The sequence below is a fragment of the Citrobacter sp. MGH104 genome (genome assembly GCF_001034485.1).
Classification (GTDB): domain Bacteria; phylum Pseudomonadota; class Gammaproteobacteria; order Enterobacterales; family Enterobacteriaceae; genus Citrobacter; species Citrobacter freundii.
Genome location: NZ_KQ089819.1, coordinates 624,196 through 642,704, shown reverse-complemented (window position 1 = coordinate 642,704; position 18,509 = coordinate 624,196). Strand labels below are relative to the sequence as shown.

The following is an 18,509-nucleotide window of genomic DNA, read 5'->3' as shown; positions in this document are numbered from 1 at the left end:
TGATATCTGGACGTTCTCCTTCCTGAAGCCGGTTTTCTGGCGCTGTTATTAAGCCTCGGGGTCAACGTGTTGACCCCGCTTGCCGTGTTTGTAGGTGTCCGCCAGCGTTGGCAGGGGGTGATGCGCCTGGCAAGCGTGGGCGTGTGGACGCAATTTGCCCTGCTGCTACTGGCCTTTACCATTCTGGTATTCTGCTTTTTGACCAGCGATTTTTCGGTGGTCTACGTTGCCCAGCACAGCTACAGCCTGCTGCCGTGGGGATTAAAACTGGCGGCGGTGTGGGGCGGTCATGAAGGATCGCTGCTGCTGTGGGTGCTGTTTCTTTCCGCCTGGAGCGCGCTGTTTGCTCTTCGCTATCGGCGTAATACCAACGCGCTGTTTCCGCTGACGCTCAGTGTCCTTTCAATGATAACGGCCCTGCTGCTGCTGTTTGTGGTGGTATGGTCCGATCCGTTCGTGCGTATCTTTCCGCCAGCCATTGAAGGGCGCGACCTTAACCCGATGCTGCAACATCTCGGGTTAATCCTCCATCCACCGCTGCTGTACCTGGGTTACGGTGGTTTGATGGTGGCGGCAGGCGTGGCGCTGGCCTCGCTGCTACGTAGTGACTTTAATGCGCAGAGCGCCTGGGTGTGCTGGCGCTGGGCCTTGCCCGGCTGGTGCGCGCTGACACTGGGGATTATCCTCGGCTCCTGGTGGGCCTACTGCGAGCTGGGCTGGGGCGGCTGGTGGTTCTGGGACCCGGTAGAAAACGCTTCCTTATTACCCTGGCTTTCCGCCAGCGCGCTGCTACATAGCCTGTATATCACGCGCCAGCGCGGGATCTTCCGCCACTGGTCGCTGCTGCTGGCGATCGTCACGCTGATTTTATCGCTGCTGGGGACGCTGATTGTGCGTTCCGGCATTCTCGTTTCGGTGCATGCTTTCGCGCTGGATAACGTTCGTGCCGCGCCGCTGTTTGCGCTGTTTACCGTGTTGAGTCTGGCGTCGCTCGGGCTGTACGCCTGGCGGGGCCAGCAAGTCCGGCAGAATGCTCGTTTTGGCGGTTGGTCACGCGAGATGCTGATTCTGGTTGCGCTGCTGCTCTTTAGTGCGGTGCTGCTGATTGTGCTGATTGGCACGCTCTACCCGATGATTTACGGGCTGTTCGGCTGGGGGCGGCTTTCCGTGGGTGCACCGTACTTTAACCGCGCTACGCTGCCCTTTGGCCTACTGATGCTGCTGGTTATTGTGCTGGCAATGGTCAGAAGCCGCAAAGTGTCTTTCCGCATCCAACTTCCGGCACTGCTGGCGCATGCCGGAGTGCTGGTGTTTGCGGCGGGGATCGTCTTTTCCAGCGGGAGTCGTCAGGAGATAAGCCTGAACCTGAGCCCTGGGCAGCAGGTTGAACTGGCGGGTTACATTTTCCGTTTTGAGCGTCTCGACCTGGAAGCCAAAGGTAACTACACCAGTGAAAAAGCGCAGATCACGCTGTGGCACAATGAGAAACGCATTGGCAGCCTGCAACCTGAAAGGCGCTTCTATGCCGCGCGTCGTCAACAGATGATGGAGCCGGGGATCCGCTGGAACCTGATGCATGACTGGTATGCGGTAATGGGTGAAAAAACCGGACCAGACCGTTATGCCATGCGCTTGTACGTGCAGACCGGCGTGCGCTGGATTTGGGGTGGGGGACTATTAATGGTCTTTGGCGCGCTGCTGAGCGGATGGCGAGGAAGGAAACGCGATGCGTAAATTAATCACAGCGTTGCCGGATGGCGGCGTAAACGCCTTATCCGGCCTACAAGGTGCGCAAACCGTAGGCCGGATAAGCGCAGCGCCATCCGGCAGAAAGTTATTACTCTTAACGCTCGTCCTGTTTTTCATTACTTTCGCTACGCATGCCCAGGTTGTGGACACATGGACGTTTGCCAACCCGCAGCAGCAGGAACAAGCGCTGTCTATTGCCAGCCAACTGCGTTGTCCACAGTGCCAAAACCAAAATTTGCTGGAATCCAATGCGCCGGTAGCGGTCAGTATGCGCCATCAGGTTTACAGCATGGTGGCGGAAGGGAAAAGTGAAGCCGAGATAACCACCTGGATGACCGAGCGTTACGGTGATTTCGTTCGTTATAATCCGCCGCTGAATGAGCAAACGCTGCTGCTGTGGGCGTTGCCGTGCCTGTTGTTGTTGCTGGTAGGTGTAGTGGTCTGGCGAGTGAGAAGACGTCAGCATACGGAGGAAGGTGAATAATGAGCCAGTGCGAGCCGCTGTTACGCCCAATGCCCGTGAAGCGGTTGACCGCTGCGGTGGTACTGATGGTTGTGGCCTGCATTGGAGGCTACCTGTTGACGCCAAAATGGCAGGCGGTTCGTCAGGAGCAGACGCGACTGGCGGACCCTTTACATGCTTTCTCTGATGAAAATATTCAGGAAAAACAGTTGCTTTTGCTGCAATCGCAGATTCGAGCCAATCCACGGGACGGCGTGAAATGGGCGCAACTCGGGGAGTACTATCTTTGGCAAAACGCGTATCATAATGCGCTGCTGGCCTACGAGCAGGCGCTGCGTGTCGGCGGTGAAAATGCTGAGATCTATTCAGCGATGGCAACGGTATTGTATTACCAGGCCGGACAACATATGGCGCCGCCCACTCGCGAGATGATTGATAAGGCCTTGGCGCTGGACCCGGCAGAGGTCACCGCGCTGATGTTGTTAGCCTCAGATGCGTTTATGCAGGCAGACTACGCCCAGGCTATTTCAGTTTGGCAAAAAGTTATGGATTTAAACTCGCCGAGGGTGAACCGGGCACAGCTCGTTGACTCTATTAATATGGCGAAGTTGTTGCAGAATCGGCAAAAATAAATTTGTTTTATTTGTGATTTGTATCATTTTGCCTGTTTAAAAAACAGGCAAACGAACAGGTGGGCGAAAAAAACTCACGCTATGACTTCTTCATTTTTGAACATATTAAAATTCTTTTATAACAAAAAGTTATTCATCAATACCGCGATAAAATTGCATTTTTATGCATAAATTCAGCCAAAAGCCCTGTTCTTAGAGGGTTGCGCGGAATGCCATGCAGATGATAATGATAATAAGCGTTAAAAAACTCCATAAACGAACGCAACACAATTCATACCCTTTCAGTATGTACTATTCCCACACACCGCATGTGGAATAGCGCTCCATCGAGGAAGTCCGTTGTTATGAAAAATTTGAAAGTCAGCCTGGCATGGCAGATTCTAATCGCCATGGTGCTGGGCATTCTGCTAGGGAGTTACCTGCATTACCATAGCGACAGCCGCGAATGGCTGGTGGTCAACCTGCTGTCTCCGGCGGGCGATATCTTTATCCATCTGATCAAAATGATCGTCGTGCCGATTGTTATCTCCACGCTGGTGGTTGGTATTGCCGGGGTGGGTGATGCAAAACAGCTGGGCCGTATTGGCGCCAAAACCATTCTCTATTTCGAAGTGATCACCACCGTAGCGATTATTCTTGGCATCACGCTGGCGAATGTTTTCCAGCCGGGTTCCGGGATTGATATGTCGCAACTGGCGACCGTGGATATTTCGAAATATCAAAATACCACCGCAGAAGTGCAGAGCCACGCGCATGGCCTGATGGGCACGATTGTGTCGCTGGTGCCGACTAATATCGTCGCGTCGATGGCGAAAGGCGATATGTTGCCGATTATCTTCTTCTCGGTGCTGTTTGGTTTAGGCTTGTCTTCACTACCAGCAACCCACCGCGAGCCGCTGGTGACTGTGTTCCGCTCGATTTCAGAAACCATGTTTAAAGTGACCCACATGGTGATGCGTTATGCGCCAGTCGGTGTTTTTGCGCTGATTGCTGTGACCGTCGCGAACTTCGGTTTTGCCTCACTGTGGCCGCTGGCGAAACTGGTGCTGTTGGTACATTTTGCCATCCTGTTCTTCGCGCTGGTGGTGCTGGGGATTGTGGCGCGTATCTGCGGTCTGAGCATCTGGATCCTGATCCGCATTTTGAAAGATGAGCTGATTCTGGCTTACTCTACCGCCAGTTCCGAGAGCGTACTGCCGCGTATTATCGAGAAGATGGAAGCCTATGGCGCACCGGCTTCAATCACCAGCTTTGTGGTGCCGACCGGCTACTCATTCAACCTTGATGGTTCAACGCTGTACCAGAGTATTGCCGCGATCTTTATTGCGCAGCTGTATGGTATCGACCTGTCGCTGTGGCAGGAAATCGTGCTGGTGTTGACGTTGATGGTGACCTCGAAAGGGATTGCGGGCGTGCCGGGCGTCTCCTTCGTGGTACTGCTGGCTACGCTTGGCAGCGTGGGGATCCCGCTGGAAGGCCTGGCGTTTATTGCCGGTGTTGACCGTATCCTCGACATGGCGCGTACCGCGCTGAATGTGGTGGGGAATGCGCTGGCGGTGCTGGTTATCGCCAAGTGGGAGCACAAATTTGACCGCAAGAAGGCGCTGGCTTACGAGCGCGAGATGCTGGGTAAATTTGATAAGACCGCTAATCATTAATTAATGAAAGATTGCCGGATGGCGCTGCGCTTATCCGGCCTACGGAAGACGGTGAACTGTAGGCCGGATAAGGCGTTTATGCCGCCATCCGGCAATGCAAACCATTACCCGTTTGTTAACTTTTCAAACTCTTCACAGCCGGTATCGAACCCTTCCATACAGCTCAGATTCAGCCAGTGTAGCGCCTTCTGTTTATTCTTCACGATAAAACCCTGCTCGCCGTTTAAGAACATCATTCCGGCCCAGTACTCGGAATAACCGGTGCGGGAGATGGCGGAGCTGCGTTTGAAATACCATGTCGCTTTTTCATCGTCTGCGGGGATCCCCACGCCGTTGGCGTAAATCAGCCCGAGCAGCATTTGCGCGTCGACGGCGGAGTCATTTTCCAGATCTTCAGAGGCGTTTTGCAGCAAGGTAATGGCTTTGGGGTAATCTGTGTGTCCTGCCTGGGTGTTGACCAGAATCCGCGCCAGGGTCAGTTCTCCCGCTTTACTGCCCGCTTTGGCTGCCTTTTCCGCCAGCGTTTTGGCTTGGGGGTAATCCAGACTGACCGGATTCGTAATTTTGATTTGCGCCAGGAGCGCGCAGGCGTCGGCATCGCCATTGTCGGCGGCTTTTTGCGCCCAATACTCGGCTTTGCTCAAATCGCCCGAACTGAACCAGGTATCGGCAAGAAAGTACTGTGCGCGACGGTCCCCTGCCTCAGCGGCCTGTAAGTACTGGCTTCCTGGCTCAGTATCACTGGCATGGGCAAAGAATGTCATAAAGAACATCAATGCAATGAGTTGTTTCATTTTGAGTTTTATTTAGGGTACGGAATGAACAGTATAAAGAGATCGTATGGATAAAAAAACAGCCTCCGGGCGGAGGCTGTTGCAGAACAGGTACGTAAACGGACTAACCCATCGCGCTTTCGCGCAGACTGGCTTTCAGCTTGTTGTACTCATCAATAACATACTGCTCGGCAGCGCGCTGATCGGCAATGCGTTCAACGTTAACGGCACAGTACTTATACTCTGGCGTTTTGGTAATCGGGCTTAAGTTCTCGGTTACCAGCTCATTACATGCGCCAATCCACCACTGGTAGGTCATGTAAATCGCGCCTTTGTTTGGACGATCGCTGACTGCCGCACGGGTAATGACCCGACCTTTACGCGAGTTAACCCACACCAGTTCTTCGTCCTGGATGCCCAGGCGTTCTGCGTCGGCGGTGTTGATCTGGGCATAGCCCGGTTCATCTGCCAGCGCGGCCAGCGCCGCACAGTTACCGGTCATCGAACGGCAAGAGTAGTGGCCGACTTCACGCACCGTAGACAGTACCATTGGGTACTCTGGGGTGAGTTTGTCGATTGGCGCTACCCAGTCGCAGGTGAAGAACTGCGCCAGGCCGTTCGGGGTGTCGAACTTCTCTTTAAAGAGATAAGACGTCCCCTGATCGGCTTCTGAGGTGTCGCGGCAAGGCCACTGGATATAACCCAGTTCGCCCATTTTCTCGTAAGTGGCACCGTAGAAATCCGGGCACAGATGACGCAACTCGTCCCAGATTTCCTGGGTGTTGTTGTAGTGCATCGGATAGCCCATACGGGTGGCGATTTCACTGATAATCTGCCAGTCCGTTTTCAGATCCCACTTCGGCTCAACGGCTTTAAAGAAGCGCTGGAAGCCACGGTCAGCCGCGGAGAATACGCCTTCATGCTCACCCCATGACGTAGACGGTAAAATAACGTCTGCGGCAGCGGCGGTTTTGGTCATGAAGATATCCTGCACGATGACCAGTTCCAGATCCTCAAAGCCTTTGCGCACTGCGGAGAGTTCAGCATCGGTCTGTAATGGATCTTCACCCATGATGTACGCCGCGCGGACTTCGCCATGCGCAGCACGGTGCGGCAGTTCGCTGATGCGATAACCGGTATGTGCAGGAAGACTTTCCACGCCCCAGGCTTTAGCGAATTTCTCGCGGTTTTCCGGGAACTTAACGTACTGATAGCCCGGATAGGTATCCGGCAGCGCGCCCATATCGCATGCGCCCTGAACGTTGTTCTGACCACGAACCGGGTTAACGCCCACGCTTGGCTTACCGAGGTTGCCGGTCAGCATTGCGAGGCTGGTCAGTGAACGCACGGTTTCCACGCCCTGATAGAACTGGGTAACACCCATACCCCACAGGATAGCCGCGCTTTTTGCCGTGGCATACATACGTGCAGCCTGACGAATATCCTGCGCGCTAACGCCAGTGATATCTTCGACGGACTCCGGCGTGTAACCTTCGACAATCTTGCTGTACTCTTCGAATCCTTCCGTACGGGAGGCGACGAACGCCTGGTCGTACAGTTTTTCTTCGATGATGACATGACCCATGGCGTTGAGCAGCGCGATGTTCGAGCCGTTTTTCAACGCGATGTGCATGTCGGCAATACGCGCGGTTTCAATTTTGCGCGGATCGCATACGATGATTTTCGCCCCGTTACGTTTAGCGTTAATCACGTGATTCGCCACGATCGGGTGGGAATCCGCCGGGTTATACCCGAAGATGAACACTAAATCTGTGTTATCAATTTCATTGATAGCATTACTCATTGCGCCGTTACCGACCGATTGGTGCAGACCTGCAACCGATGGGCCGTGTCAGACGCGAGCGCAGCAGTCAACGTTATTGGTACCAATAACGGCGCGCGCGAATTTTTGCATTACATAGTTGGTTTCGTTACCCGTACCGCGAGATGAACCGGTCGTCTGAATAGCGTCCGGGCCATACTTCGCTTTGATGGCGCTCAGACGAGTGGCGACGTAATCAAGCGCTTCATCCCAGGAAACAGATTCCAGTTTGCCGCCACGCTGGCGACGGATCATTGGGGTTTTCAGACGAGGGGTCAGGATCTGGGTATCGTTGATAAAATCCCAGCCATAGTAGCCCTTCAGACACAGAGTACCCTGGTTGGTTTTCCCCTGCGCCGCTTCAGCCCGGACGATTTTGCCGTTATCGACCACCAGGTTGATTTTGCAACCTGATGCGCAATATGGGCAAACCGTGACGACTTTTTTCATCGGTCTCGCTCCAGTTAATCAAATCGCGCATACGCGCTGTCGCTTTAGTTATGCATCTTTTATGCCATGTTTTTATCAGGGGCATTCATCGATATTACGGGCGAATTTTGCGCAAAACCCTGACGAAAAACAGGCTGTCGTCATATTTGACGTGACGAAAGAAAATGCCGCGTGACGGATATCACGCGGCGAGGTCGGAGAACGCTACTTCTTGTTAGCAGGGGCTTGATAACCTCCGCCAAGCGCTTTGATGAGTTGAATATTCTGCATGAGTCGTTGGGTATCTATGACCAGGAGCGACATATCTTCTGCGATCACGGGTAATTTGGCCTCTGTTGCCAGCAGGCGACTGCTCAGGCCTCGCTGGTAAGCCGCGTCTGCTGCTGCTTGCGTGTAATGCGTGGCATCTACGCGTTCCATCTGCATTACCCGTTGTTCATTGAGCGTTTGCAGACGTGTTCCGTTAATCGCGACATCGCGCACTGCATTGAGCACCGACTGGTTGTAGCGCTCTATCATCATATTGCTGGTTGCGCGGGCGCCTTCCAGATTGGCATTCAGACGACCTCCGTCAAACAGCGGTAAACGCAGGCCGGGGATGAAGTTGATCTGCCTGCTGGTGCTTTTGAACAGTTGATCGATATGGATAGCGTCTAAACCGAAGAAGACTTTGATATCAAAGCTCGGATAAAACAGGGCGCGAGCGGCCTCGACCTGGTTCAGCGAAGCCTGCACATACCAGCGCATAGCCTGCAAGTCCGGACGCCTGGCAAGCAGGTCGTAGGAGAGCGTTGCGGGTATTCCTGTATCGACAGTTGGCAGTGCGACCGGTTTGATTTCAGGCAGATCTTTTGCGCCGGCACCGATCAGCGCCCGGAGTGATTCCCGAGTTTCTTTGATTTGTCCTTCAACCGCGACGATTTGCTTGTCCACTGCCAGCAATTGCGCACGTGCGCCATGGTACGGTACTTTTGCTTCCAGCCCGTGAGCGACCTTACTCTGGTGGGCCTTCACGGCATAATCAATAACATCGTGGGTCTGCTGCAACAAATCAAGCATCTGGTAGCTGGCTTGCATACTGTAATACAGCTGCGCGACGCCGGTCGTCAGGGAGAGTTCCACTGCTGCGGTTTCGGCAATCACGGCATTTTGTGCGCCAATAGCTGCCGCGACAGCGGAACGATGCTCGCCCCACAGGTCGAGATCCAGTCCGGCGACCAGACCAATCGTCGCTTCAGTGTAGTAGGGGCCGTCCATCCCTAATCGTGGCGCATCCAGCGCGTAGGGGCCGAGGAAGCCGTTGGCAGACGCTCGCTGGCGGTTAATCATGCCCAGCGCTGCCATCTGGAGCTGAGAACGCCCTTCCAGCAGTTCAGTCTGCGACTGCGCTTTCTCTTCACGCAGCTTCACTTCGGCGAGGTTATGGGAGCCAGACAGCGTTGCTTCAATAAGCGAGTTTAGCTGTGGGTCGTTAAACTGCCGCCACCACGGTGCCTGTGGCCATCCTGAGCTTGCCAGATGAATGTCTTTAGCCAGTGAGATCTGCTCAGGCTGTAATTGCGGATGTGGTGCAGAATCTTTGCGGATCAGTGCACAGCCGGAAAGGACCGTTGCGCCGCTGAGTATGCCGCAGAGGAGTAATCGAGGGAGATATCGGTTCATTATTGGGAGGTTCCTTGCTCCTGCTCGCTTGCTGGTATTAGCGTCGGGTGAGTCCAGTCGGGTAAACAGGTTATCTGCTGTATGATGCAGCGCTCCTGTTTGGGTAACGTTGGTAAAATGTCTTGAGATGGGGACAGGTTTTCAATCGACGGCGGAAGGCTGGATGCTGTCGCCAGGTCGGCTGCGTATTTTTCCAGCGCATCGGCCAGGTGTGTTGCGCTCTCCAGCAATACCGCGTTATCCAGCGTCGGGGCGTCATTTCGGGTGGTATCCCAGGTATAGAGAATGTCACGGCCCAGGTGAATAACGCGCTGACTACGTTGAATAAGCGCTATGCGTTCATCGCCGGGGAGTTGGCGTTCCAGCGCGACCCTCTCGCACATTTCATCACAGGCGTTAAACGTCGCATGGAGACCAATACGCATCTGAAGATAAGTGCGCATGAGAACAGCATCCTGCTGACGTGGGATCCGCAGTAATTTGCTGAGCAGTCCCAGCGAGCTTGCCAGTTTTTGTGGCAGCGCTTTGGCTTCGCTTTCCGGCCAGACAAAGGTGTAGATCACCGCGGAAACAAGGGTGCCGATCAAAATGCCGAAGGCGCGATCGCGGATTTCCACCAGGTCGTAGGTTGGGCCAAAGACGTTTTCAAGCGTTGCCAGCGCGAAGGTGACGACCATTTGGGTTCCGATATAAGAGGAACGTTCTGAGCCGGTGGCAATCCAGGCACCCATCAGGAAAAGTGGCGCCAGCACCAGGAGAAGTTCGACGATATTGTCCAGCCAGGGCATGACAAAAATCGTCATCAGCAGGGCCAGAATTGCGCCGAAAAATGCGCCGCCGAAGCGCAGTGCCATCTTCTGGTATGACGAGCCGATACTGGGGTTCGCGACAATAATGCAGGTCAGCATACAGGTGTGAATGCCTTCCCAGTCGGTACCGGAGTAAAAGACATAGCAAATCAGACATGCCAGCAGTGTTTTTAACGCGTAGCGAATATAGCCTGGGTTGGTGAACGCGTCAGATACCATTGAGGGCGGTTTAGCGACAGGAGCTGGCGGCGTATTAGGGTCCATGTGACCAAGCTGTAGCAGGGTTTGGCACAGGGGTTCCAGGCCGCATTCGCGGGCCGTTGCGGCTTCTGCCTGACTGAGTTCCCATTCACTTTGCCAGGGCATACCTCGAGCAACCGCATCTTGCAGTGCGGTTATTTCACGGCACAGTTTCTGCTGGAGATCGCGGGTTGCCGGGTTATGTGCCGTGAAATCGTAGCGATTGAGAGTAGTGTACAGATAGGTGGTTGTGGCAACGCAAGCCTGCCACCAGGCACTTTTTTCTCGCCAGTCTGCGTCATCTGCCAGACAAAAGATGTTCAGCTTTTGCAGCGCCAGCACTTCTCGTTCGATGTATTTTTCCGCAAGCGGTGTTGTCGGTGCCGTCAGGCGATTGAGGGCATCACCCAGCCTGGCACGCAGGGCTTCGCGCATTTGGTTGACAGCGCGGCTGGGAAACCACAAAACGGCGGTCAGCGTCATCAGTAGCGTGGGGTACAGACCAACGACGATGCACCATAACGTCAGGCGAACGACGACCTCGGGGTAGTCGAGCATGCCGGGGAAAGATTGCCCGTATATTGCAACAATCGACACGGCAAAGAAAACCAGCCCCAGACGATGGGTTCGCATCAGGAACATGCAGGCCAGAACGATCAGGCTGGCAATGATCAGACGGACCAGAGGGTAGCTATAAGACCATTTGTAGATCAGAAATAAACTACCTATCTCTAATGCTGTGGCGACGACGAAGAGAATCGCCACGAATTTGGTATAGAAAGCATTGGACTGGATACCATAAAAGAGTACGGCAAGCGAAAGCGCCAGGAAGGGGATCTCATAGGTCATCGAGATCAGTACCACCAGCAGGCAACCCGCCCAGAGCTGCATGATTTGTGGGAGTCTTCCGGGACGTTGTTCGCTTAATTCTTCGTGAAAAAACGCCAATAGCCTGACCAGTGGCAGAGGCAAACAGTTAAGTGCTTTCATTTCTGTGGCTCAAGGGTAGCAACCGCCGATGCGCCGATGCGAAACATCTCTTCATCCGGTTTATCTACCACGATTTTTACCGGGAAGCGTTGGGCAACGCGAACCCAGTTGATAGAGCGGGAAACACGCGGCAAACCGCCCAGCACCATACCGCCATCATCAGGTAATACACCGTAGCCGATTGAATCCACTTTACCGACAAACACTTTGCCGCTGTCGCTCATCAGGCGAACATTGGCTGGTGTGCCTGCATGGATGTTTTTCAGCTCTGTTTCGCGAAAATTGGCGATTACGTACCAGTGACGGGTGTCAATCAGGGTAAAAATGGGTCGCATGGCGGAAGCAAACTGCCCGATGGAGGTTTTTAATGCCACCACGCGGCCATCGAAGGGTGCGCGTACTGTTGCCATTTCAAGATGCAGTTTGGTCAGGGCGATATCGGCTTCTACGGCGATGCGCTGAGCTACCAGGGCATCAACGCCACTCACCGCGCTGGCAGCCTGCTGCGCCTGTAATAACACCGCATTAAGATCTGCCGCTGAGGCGCGTTGTGCCGTTCTGGCGCGATCAACATCTTCCGCGGAGACAAAACCTTCCGTCAGTAGTGGTTCGGTACGGCGCAGAGTATCGCTGGCTTGCTTAGCGGCTGCTCGCGCTTTTTCTACCGTAGCCCGTACGGAGTCAGCACCATATTGTTGTGCATCTACGCTGCGCTGGGTCAGCATGATCTGTTTATCCAGAGCGGCGAGCGACGCTTGTGCTTTTGCCAGATTCGCTTCATAGATACGGGGATCGATACGAAACAGCACATCACCTTGCTTGACCTGCTGGTTATCGGAAACAGCCAGTTCGACAATGCGACCACTGACTTCTGGCACGACATCAATGGTGTCGGCTGAGGCGTAGGCGTCATTGGTCGCGGGTGAGCTATCCAGTTTCCAGATGACGAAGACCAAAATAACCAGCGCAAGTACCAACAGCATCAGCGCGGGAAGTTTGTTACGCGGAGCTTTGTTCGACGAGCTTTCCATAGGGGCGTCTCAAAATAAGTTAGAAAAATACCAGCCAGAACAGCATGGAGTAGAGGGCAAAAAGGGCGGTATAAATAATCCCGATAAAGGCCAATCCGCTATATTTATGCAGAATGAATTTTCGGGTTATGAGTGTCAGGATGACACCGCCAATAAGGCAGAACAGCCAGTCGGGATAGTAAGCACCGATGACCGGAATGGCGGGAGAGAAGTTGCATCCTGTTAATAATGGCAGCGAGAGAAACCAGCCTATTATTCTCAGCGGTATCACAATGCTGGAGTTAACCGTTTGCATAACAAAATACATCCTGTTTATCGCGAACAATATCATGAGTGAATGTAAAAATATAAAGCGTCAGCAGTATGGCAATTTTTTAACGAGATAAAATATCTTTGCATGCTCACCGAGTTCATAATTCATTTATTTATTCTATTGTTTTTGCGATTGCACATTGTTGTGTGAATAAATATGCTTCCAGAGATTGAAAATATCTCTGGAAGCGGCTTGTTATTAATTGGGTGTAACGACATTAACCCACAAATCAAATTGATCCAGCATCGCTATCACTTCATCCAACTTCGCGGCTTTGCCAATCACTTTGACTTTCTTCGCGTGTACCAGATCGCTCATTTTCACCTGGCCTGTCAGCACGTCGTGCAGATCTGTACGGCTGATATAGAATGAAGTGTCGGCATCTGGTTGCAGGGTCTGACGATGATTGAGCACGCTGTTGTTGAGCGTCAGATTCAGGTTCTCGCCTTTGTCCAGGTTGAAGTTCAGGCTGATGTGTTTACCTGATGCTTTCTCACTGTCCAGACGAACGGCCATGTAATCGAGCAGCATTTCTACGCTCATGCCGTTGATGGTGTCCGGAGAATTGGTGGTGCCGTGTGTAAATTTGCGCACGCCTTCACGCAGTTCTTTCGCGCCGGTGAGGTAGAAACCGCGCCAGGTGGCGGACTCGGCCTGATAGCCCAGCTGTTCAAACGCATTCGCTTGCAGATTCTTAGCCGCCTGGTTGTCTGGTTCAGCGGAAATCACGTGCTTGAGCAGTTCTGACGTCCAGCGATAATCACCCTTGTCATAGGCTTCCTGAGCCAGCTCAATGGTCTGTTTTGCACCACCCAACGCTTTGACGTAGCGTTTACCCATATCTGTCTGTCCGTAAGGATCCAGATTTGCCGGGTTGCCGTCGAAGTAGCCGAGGTAGAAGTTGTAGACCGCACGCGCGTCATGGCTGACCGAACCGTAGTAGCCACGACTGGCCCAGTTATTGGCGAGCGTTGGTGGTAGTTGAATCATGTTGCCAATCTCATTCATCGTATAGCCTTGGTTAGCCATATTCAGAGTTTGATCGTGGATATACTTGATGGTGTCGCGATATTTACCGATATAGTCGTTAATATGCTGATTACCCCAGACGGGCCAGGTATGCGGCATAAACAACACTTCTGCCTGGCTGCCCCACATATCAAGTGTTTCGTTCAGATACTCGGTCCATTTGCTGGTATCGCGTGTTTTTGCACCGCGTAGCGTATAGAAGTTATGCAGCGTGTGCGTCGTATTTTCTGCCGTACAGAGCGCTTTGAGCGCCGGAATATATAAGTGCATTTCGGAAGGCGCCTCGCTGCCTGGCGCCATCAGGAAATCGAACTCCAGGCCGTCGATGACTTTTTTCTCACCGGTTTTGATGATTGATTGGGTTGGGGCAATGATAGTCGGCAGACCTGTTGTCAGCGTGACGCCCAGACCGTTGCCGATATTTCCTTGTGGGTTACGAGGCAGAAGCAGGCCGTAGGAGAACAGAGCACGGCGACTCATAATATTGCCCAGCAATACGTTTTCGCTGATGGCTTCTTCCATAAAGCCTGCCGGGGCGAGAATCTGCACTTTGCCAGATATCACGTCATTTTCAGAGACAATGCCTTTCACACCGCCATAGTGATCGGTATGGCTATGGGTATAAATAACGGCAACAATCGGTTTTTGCGGACGATGTTGATAGTAGAGGTCCAGGCTGGCTTTTGCTGCCCCAGCGGTAACCAATGGGTCGATAACGATAATACCTGTATCACCTTCGATAAAAGTGATATTGGAAATATCCTGGCCGCGTACCTGATACATCCGTTCAGTGACTTTAAACAAGCCCGAAATACCGTTGATCTGCGACTGTCGCCATAAGCTGGGGTTTACTGTTTCTGGTGCAGGGGCATTGATATCAAACTTATAATCTTCTGCGCGATAAAAGGGTTTTCCGTCGGCATTTTTAAGAATACCTTGGTTAGGCAGTGGTGCGATAAAACCACGCTGCGCATCGTCAAAATCCTGGCGATCGGCAAAAGGTAATGATGTTAAATAACGCTGATTCTGTTGCTTTGTATATTGTGACGCTGGTTGGGATGATTCACTGGCAAATACAGGATTAACTAATATTCCGGTAGTCGCGACCAATGCAATAAAAATCCTGCTCAGGCGGAACGGCTGAGATTTATTCATATGAATCTCCATTTATCATATGTACTGTGAATTTATTAAAATAGTAAATATCGCTGCTTTAATTTTGTCATTATCATAAGTTCGAATGGTTTATTTTAAAGAAAGGAAGTGTGATCTGCGTAGTTATTCTTATTAGGTATTTGTGCCCAAAGTGCTGAGCAGAGGAAAACCTATTATGTTTACTGAATAGTGTGACAAGGATTATATTTTTATCAGATAGATCATGTGTGCTCTTTCACTTCGCCTGATATTACTCACAATAAGATGATAACGAAGTGGACGGAGTCGAATGATGAAACCCGTTGTTCTGGTTGTGGATGATGACGTGGCAGTCTGCTCGCTTTTACAGGATGTGCTGAACGAACACGTCTTTGCGGTGACCGCTTGTCACACCGGGCAGGAGGCGTTGCGCTGCATTGAGACTCAGCCGGAGATCGCGCTGGTATTGCTGGATATGATGTTGCCCGATATCAACGGTCTGATGGTGCTGCAGCAGGTGCAAAAGATGAGGCCCGGATTACCGGTGGTGATGCTGACCGGGCTTGGTAGCGAGTCGGATGTGGTGGTCGGGCTGGAAATGGGCGCTGACGACTATATCGGTAAACCGTTCAATGCGCGGGTGCTGGTGGCTCGGGTAAAGGCGGTGCTCAGACGCGTTGGCGTGTTAACGGCAGAAAGCGGCGGCCCACAGACCACGGGGCTTTCTTTCAATGGCTGGCATCTCGATACCGCCGGTTGCCAGCTTCGTAATCCTCAGCAATTGAAGGTGGACCTGACGCAGGGGGAATACAGCCTGCTGTTGGCGCTGGCCCAAAATGCCCGCCGGGTGCTGAGCCGGGAACAACTGCTGGAGCTGACGCGCAGCGACAGCGTTGAGGTGTTTGACCGCACTATTGACGTGTTAATCATGCGCTTGCGGCGAAAAATAGAGATTAACCCGCATCAACCGATGTTGATCAAAACCCTGCGCGGGTTGGGTTATGTGTTTGCCGCCGACGTGCAGCATCACGATAAGGCGGCGTGATCGTGCGCAGTTGCCGGATGCGGTCGTAGGCCTGATAAGCGCAGCGCATCAGGCGTCAACCATTTCTGCTTTTAACTCTGCCAGCGTCTTCGCGCCGTCTATCGCATTGGCGCACAGCAAGCTTGCCCGCGCACAGGCGTGTGCCAACCTGACGCTGTCCGTCAGCGACCAGCGCTCATGACAGCCATACAAAAATCCGGCGCAAAACGCATCACCCGCCCCGACGCTGCCAACGATCTCTTCCTGCGCCAGGTACTGCGACGGGATCCAGGTGCCCGGCAGATCCGGCGCTTCACCCCAGGCACCTTCCGGACAGTGAATAACCACCCGCTGGCGTACGCCTGCATCCAATAATTCGCGCGCGGCGGTAGCGATATGCGGGATATGCAGCTCGCCGTTGGGCTGGCGGATCTCCAGCCCGCTAAATTCTCCGGCTTCCAGCTCGTTAATCACCAGATAATCGAGATGGCGCAAGGCTGGCATCACCAGTGGCTGGTAGCGCGGGTCGCCCTTGCGTGAGACCAGATCCAGCGATGTTTCAAAGCCGTTGTCGCGCATTTGCGCCAGCAGCCTTGCGCTACGCGTCCCGTACTCCTTATCCGGCATGTCCAGACTGTCGAGCAGCAGCAGATATCCCAGATGGAAGATTTTCATCGAGGTATCCAGTTGCTCAAAAGCGGGCAAATCCAGCAGTGTGTTGGCGCCCGGCGAGTGGAAAAAGGTGCGCTGACCGCTGGGATCGGTCATCACCTGCGACATTGACGTGGGCGCGAATGTCGTGCGCTGCACGTGTTGGCGATTAACGTGATACTGCTCCAGCATCGCCATGATGTAGTCGCCATCGCTATCCTGACCGATTAACCCCACCGCCTGCAACGGCAGCCCAGTGTGCATTTTTGCCAGCGTCAGCAGCACATTAAGCGGCGCACCACCCGTGGCGCGTTCGCTACGGGTGATTTCCGCCAACCAGCCGCGTTCCGGCCACTGCACAATTTGATGCACATGATCGACCAGCATGTTGCCTGCGGCGATAACGCCTTTGCGTTCCATCAGACCCGTCCCGCGCTGCCAAAAATGCGCATCTGTTCTGAAACGGTATCGGTAATGGCTTCCTCAATGCCGAGCAGCAGTTCGGCGAATTCGTCATATAAGGGCTGACGATTCGCCATCCGCGTCTCCACTGCCGACAGCGCCGCCTGCGACATGCCGGTATAGAAGTTGATTTTGTGAATGCCGAGTTCAATAGCGCGCTTGAAATCGTCGTCGCTGATGCCGGAGCCACCGTGCAGTACCAGCGGGATTGCCGCCTGCTGGCGAATGGTGTCCAGACGCGGGAAGTCGAGCAGCGGTTCGCCTTTATATTTGCCGTGGGCGTTGCCAATGGCGACCGCCAGCGCGTCAATCCCGGTTCTGTCAACGAAATCACGCGCCAGCATTGGGTCGGTAAACAGTGATTCGTCGGCATGACCGTACAGCGCACCGCCTTCATCGCCACCGACTGCGCCCAACTCAGCTTCCACCGACACGCCGACGGCGTGGCACATCTTCACCACTTCGCGGGTCTGACGGATATTTTCTTCGTACTCCAGCGTGGAGCCATCGAACATCACTGAGCTGAAACCTAAGCGTAACGCTCGCACCACCGACTCAAAGTGCAGGCCGTGGTCAAGATTCAGCACTACCGGAATGTCATGCCGCGCGGCTTCGAATTTGACCGCTTCGACCAGAGAATCTAGCGAGATATATTTAAAATGCACCTCGGCAATGTTGATAATAAACGGCGAACGTTCTTGCTTTGCTGCGGCAAACAACGCGCGCAGGAAATGTGAATCCAGAACGTTAAACGCCCCTAAGGCATAGCGGTGCTCGCGGGCATGGGCAAGGCCATCAGCGAGTGAGATCAACGGCATAATGTGCTCCTTGGTTAGCGGAACAGGCGATATTCGTTACACAGCACCAGCAGCGCCGGTTCGTCTTCTTCAATGTCGTTGTAGCGGGAAATCGGTTGCAGAAAATGGTTGTCGTGGTCGTCGTCATTAACAGAAGAGACCTCGCCAACCAGCACGTCGCCAAAACCTTCTTCCGCCCAGAAGCTGTGATACAGGCCCGGCGGCAGGCAGATGCTTTCACCCGGCGTCAGGCGCAGTTGACTGCCTGCGGCATGGGTTTGCCGACAGCCGTCAATTACCACGCTAACGTCGCTGTCTTCCGTTTGCTCGCGGATCCCTGCATTCCACAGTTCTACAATGAGATTGCCGCCGCCGCGATTGATAATGTCTTCGCGTTTGCGCCAGTGAAAATGCATCGGCGTGACCTGTGCATCACGAACATGCATGATTTTCTCGGCGTAGCATTTCTCGTAAGGCATGCCTTTCGGCGAACCATTACGCAGGGTGAACAGCGTTAATCCTTGCGCGGCGAAATTATTGCCGCCAAACGCGGTGACATCCCAACCGAGCTTAAGGTCGAACACTTCGCTCCAGGCAGCGGCATCAAGCTTGCGCCATTGGGTCGGGGGGAAGCTGGCAAAAGGGGGGAGATGCACGTCGTGCTGAGAGAAAAACTGGCGCGTGTGGCCAAGGATCTCGTTTATTGCGGAGCGTTTCATCGGCTGAATCCTCCTTAATATAATGCCGGATGGTGCCGCGCTTATCCGGCCTACAAATTCATAGCGATCTTGTAGACCGGATAAGGCATCTTTGCCGCCAA

General features: G+C 53.5%; 13 protein-coding genes and 1 pseudogene. 4 read left to right on the top strand and 10 right to left on the bottom strand.

Annotated features, from left to right (window positions below):
• Positions 1-6: 6 nt before the first annotated feature.
• From nrfF to gltP, 3 genes and pseudogenes are all read left to right on the top strand, one after another.
• A pseudogene (gene nrfF, locus SK34_RS21375) lies at positions 7-2,233 on the top strand (heme lyase NrfEFG subunit NrfF).
• Entirely contained in the window at positions 2,233-2,844 is a 612-nt protein-coding gene (gene nrfG, locus SK34_RS21365) for a heme lyase NrfEFG subunit NrfG (RefSeq protein WP_048234145.1), read from the top strand. Before nrfF ends, nrfG begins: the two are co-directional and overlap by 1 nt.
• 344 nt (positions 2,845-3,188) lie before the next feature.
• Entirely contained in the window at positions 3,189-4,502 is a 1,314-nt protein-coding gene (gene gltP / locus SK34_RS21360) for a glutamate/aspartate:proton symporter GltP (protein ID WP_003031773.1), read from the top strand.
• Positions 4,503-4,606: 104 nt separating this feature from the next.
• On the opposite strand, the gene yjcO is transcribed toward gltP, so the two are convergent.
• From yjcO to SK34_RS21320, 7 genes are all read right to left on the bottom strand, one after another.
• Complete coding sequence (yjcO, locus tag SK34_RS21355; RefSeq protein ID WP_003031775.1) at positions 4,607-5,296, bottom strand: Sel1 family TPR-like repeat protein YjcO; 690 nt, start codon at positions 5,294-5,296, stop codon at positions 4,607-4,609.
• 103 nt (positions 5,297-5,399) lie between these two features.
• Complete coding sequence (gene fdhF / locus SK34_RS21350) at positions 5,400-7,547, bottom strand: formate dehydrogenase subunit alpha (protein WP_080602221.1); 2,148 nt, start codon at positions 7,545-7,547, stop codon at positions 5,400-5,402.
• A 204-nt stretch (positions 7,548-7,751) separates the two neighbouring features.
• Entirely contained in the window at positions 7,752-9,212 is a 1,461-nt protein-coding gene (locus tag SK34_RS21340; RefSeq protein WP_048234144.1) for an MdtP family multidrug efflux transporter outer membrane subunit, read from the bottom strand.
• Positions 9,209-11,248, bottom strand: a complete 2,040-nt coding sequence (gene mdtO / locus SK34_RS21335; protein WP_048234143.1) for a multidrug efflux transporter permease subunit MdtO — start codon at positions 11,246-11,248, stop codon at positions 9,209-9,211. Before mdtO ends, SK34_RS21340 begins: the two co-directional genes overlap by 4 nt.
• Entirely contained in the window at positions 11,245-12,279 is a 1,035-nt protein-coding gene (mdtN, locus tag SK34_RS21330; RefSeq protein WP_048234142.1) for a multidrug transporter subunit MdtN, read from the bottom strand. The genes mdtO and mdtN overlap by 4 nt, the downstream gene beginning before the upstream one ends.
• A 19-nt stretch (positions 12,280-12,298) precedes the next feature.
• A complete protein-coding gene (locus SK34_RS21325; protein ID WP_003844749.1) occupies positions 12,299-12,574 on the bottom strand; it encodes a YtcA family lipoprotein in 276 nt (91 codons plus the stop codon).
• A gap of 216 nt (positions 12,575-12,790) precedes the next feature.
• Positions 12,791-14,776 (bottom strand): alkyl/aryl-sulfatase, encoded by a 1,986-nt coding sequence (locus SK34_RS21320; protein WP_044714894.1) that lies wholly within the window; start codon positions 14,774-14,776, stop codon positions 12,791-12,793.
• 292 nt (positions 14,777-15,068) lie between these two features.
• Between SK34_RS21320 and SK34_RS21315 the strand changes: the two genes are divergently transcribed.
• Positions 15,069-15,800, top strand: a complete 732-nt coding sequence (locus SK34_RS21315) for a response regulator (RefSeq protein WP_003844752.1) — start codon at positions 15,069-15,071, stop codon at positions 15,798-15,800.
• Between the two features lie 48 nt (positions 15,801-15,848).
• On the opposite strand, the gene SK34_RS21310 is transcribed toward SK34_RS21315, so the two are convergent.
• Genes SK34_RS21310 through SK34_RS21300 form a run of 3 tightly spaced genes read right to left on the bottom strand, consistent with a single transcriptional unit; the run spans position 15,849 to position 18,408 of the window.
• Positions 15,849-16,853 (bottom strand): carbohydrate kinase family protein, encoded by a 1,005-nt coding sequence (locus SK34_RS21310; RefSeq protein WP_101740001.1) that lies wholly within the window; start codon positions 16,851-16,853, stop codon positions 15,849-15,851.
• Complete coding sequence (locus tag SK34_RS21305) at positions 16,850-17,710, bottom strand: ketose 1,6-bisphosphate aldolase (RefSeq protein ID WP_016149417.1); 861 nt, start codon at positions 17,708-17,710, stop codon at positions 16,850-16,852. Before SK34_RS21305 ends, SK34_RS21310 begins: the two co-directional genes overlap by 4 nt.
• A gap of 14 nt (positions 17,711-17,724) precedes the next feature.
• Complete coding sequence (locus SK34_RS21300) at positions 17,725-18,408, bottom strand: D-lyxose/D-mannose isomerase (RefSeq protein WP_003031789.1); 684 nt, start codon at positions 18,406-18,408, stop codon at positions 17,725-17,727.
• Positions 18,409-18,509: the final 101 nt, after the last annotated feature.

Coding starts and splice junctions, on each gene's coding strand:
- nrfG (WP_048234145.1), top strand. CDS start 2,233: ATGAGCCAGTGCGAGCCGCTGTTACGCCCAATGCCCGTGAAGCGGTTG.
- gltP (WP_003031773.1), top strand. CDS start 3,189: ATGAAAAATTTGAAAGTCAGCCTGGCATGGCAGATTCTAATCGCCATG.
- yjcO (WP_003031775.1), bottom strand. CDS start 5,296: ATGAAACAACTCATTGCATTGATGTTCTTTATGACATTCTTTGCCCAT.
- mdtO (WP_048234143.1), bottom strand. CDS start 11,248: ATGAAAGCACTTAACTGTTTGCCTCTGCCACTGGTCAGGCTATTGGCG.
- mdtN (WP_048234142.1), bottom strand. CDS start 12,279: ATGGAAAGCTCGTCGAACAAAGCTCCGCGTAACAAACTTCCCGCGCTG.
- SK34_RS21325 (WP_003844749.1), bottom strand. CDS start 12,574: ATGCAAACGGTTAACTCCAGCATTGTGATACCGCTGAGAATAATAGGC.
- SK34_RS21320 (WP_044714894.1), bottom strand. CDS start 14,776: ATGAATAAATCTCAGCCGTTCCGCCTGAGCAGGATTTTTATTGCATTG.
- SK34_RS21315 (WP_003844752.1), top strand. CDS start 15,069: ATGAAACCCGTTGTTCTGGTTGTGGATGATGACGTGGCAGTCTGCTCG.
- SK34_RS21305 (WP_016149417.1), bottom strand. CDS start 17,710: ATGCCGTTGATCTCACTCGCTGATGGCCTTGCCCATGCCCGCGAGCAC.
- SK34_RS21300 (WP_003031789.1), bottom strand. CDS start 18,408: ATGAAACGCTCCGCAATAAACGAGATCCTTGGCCACACGCGCCAGTTT.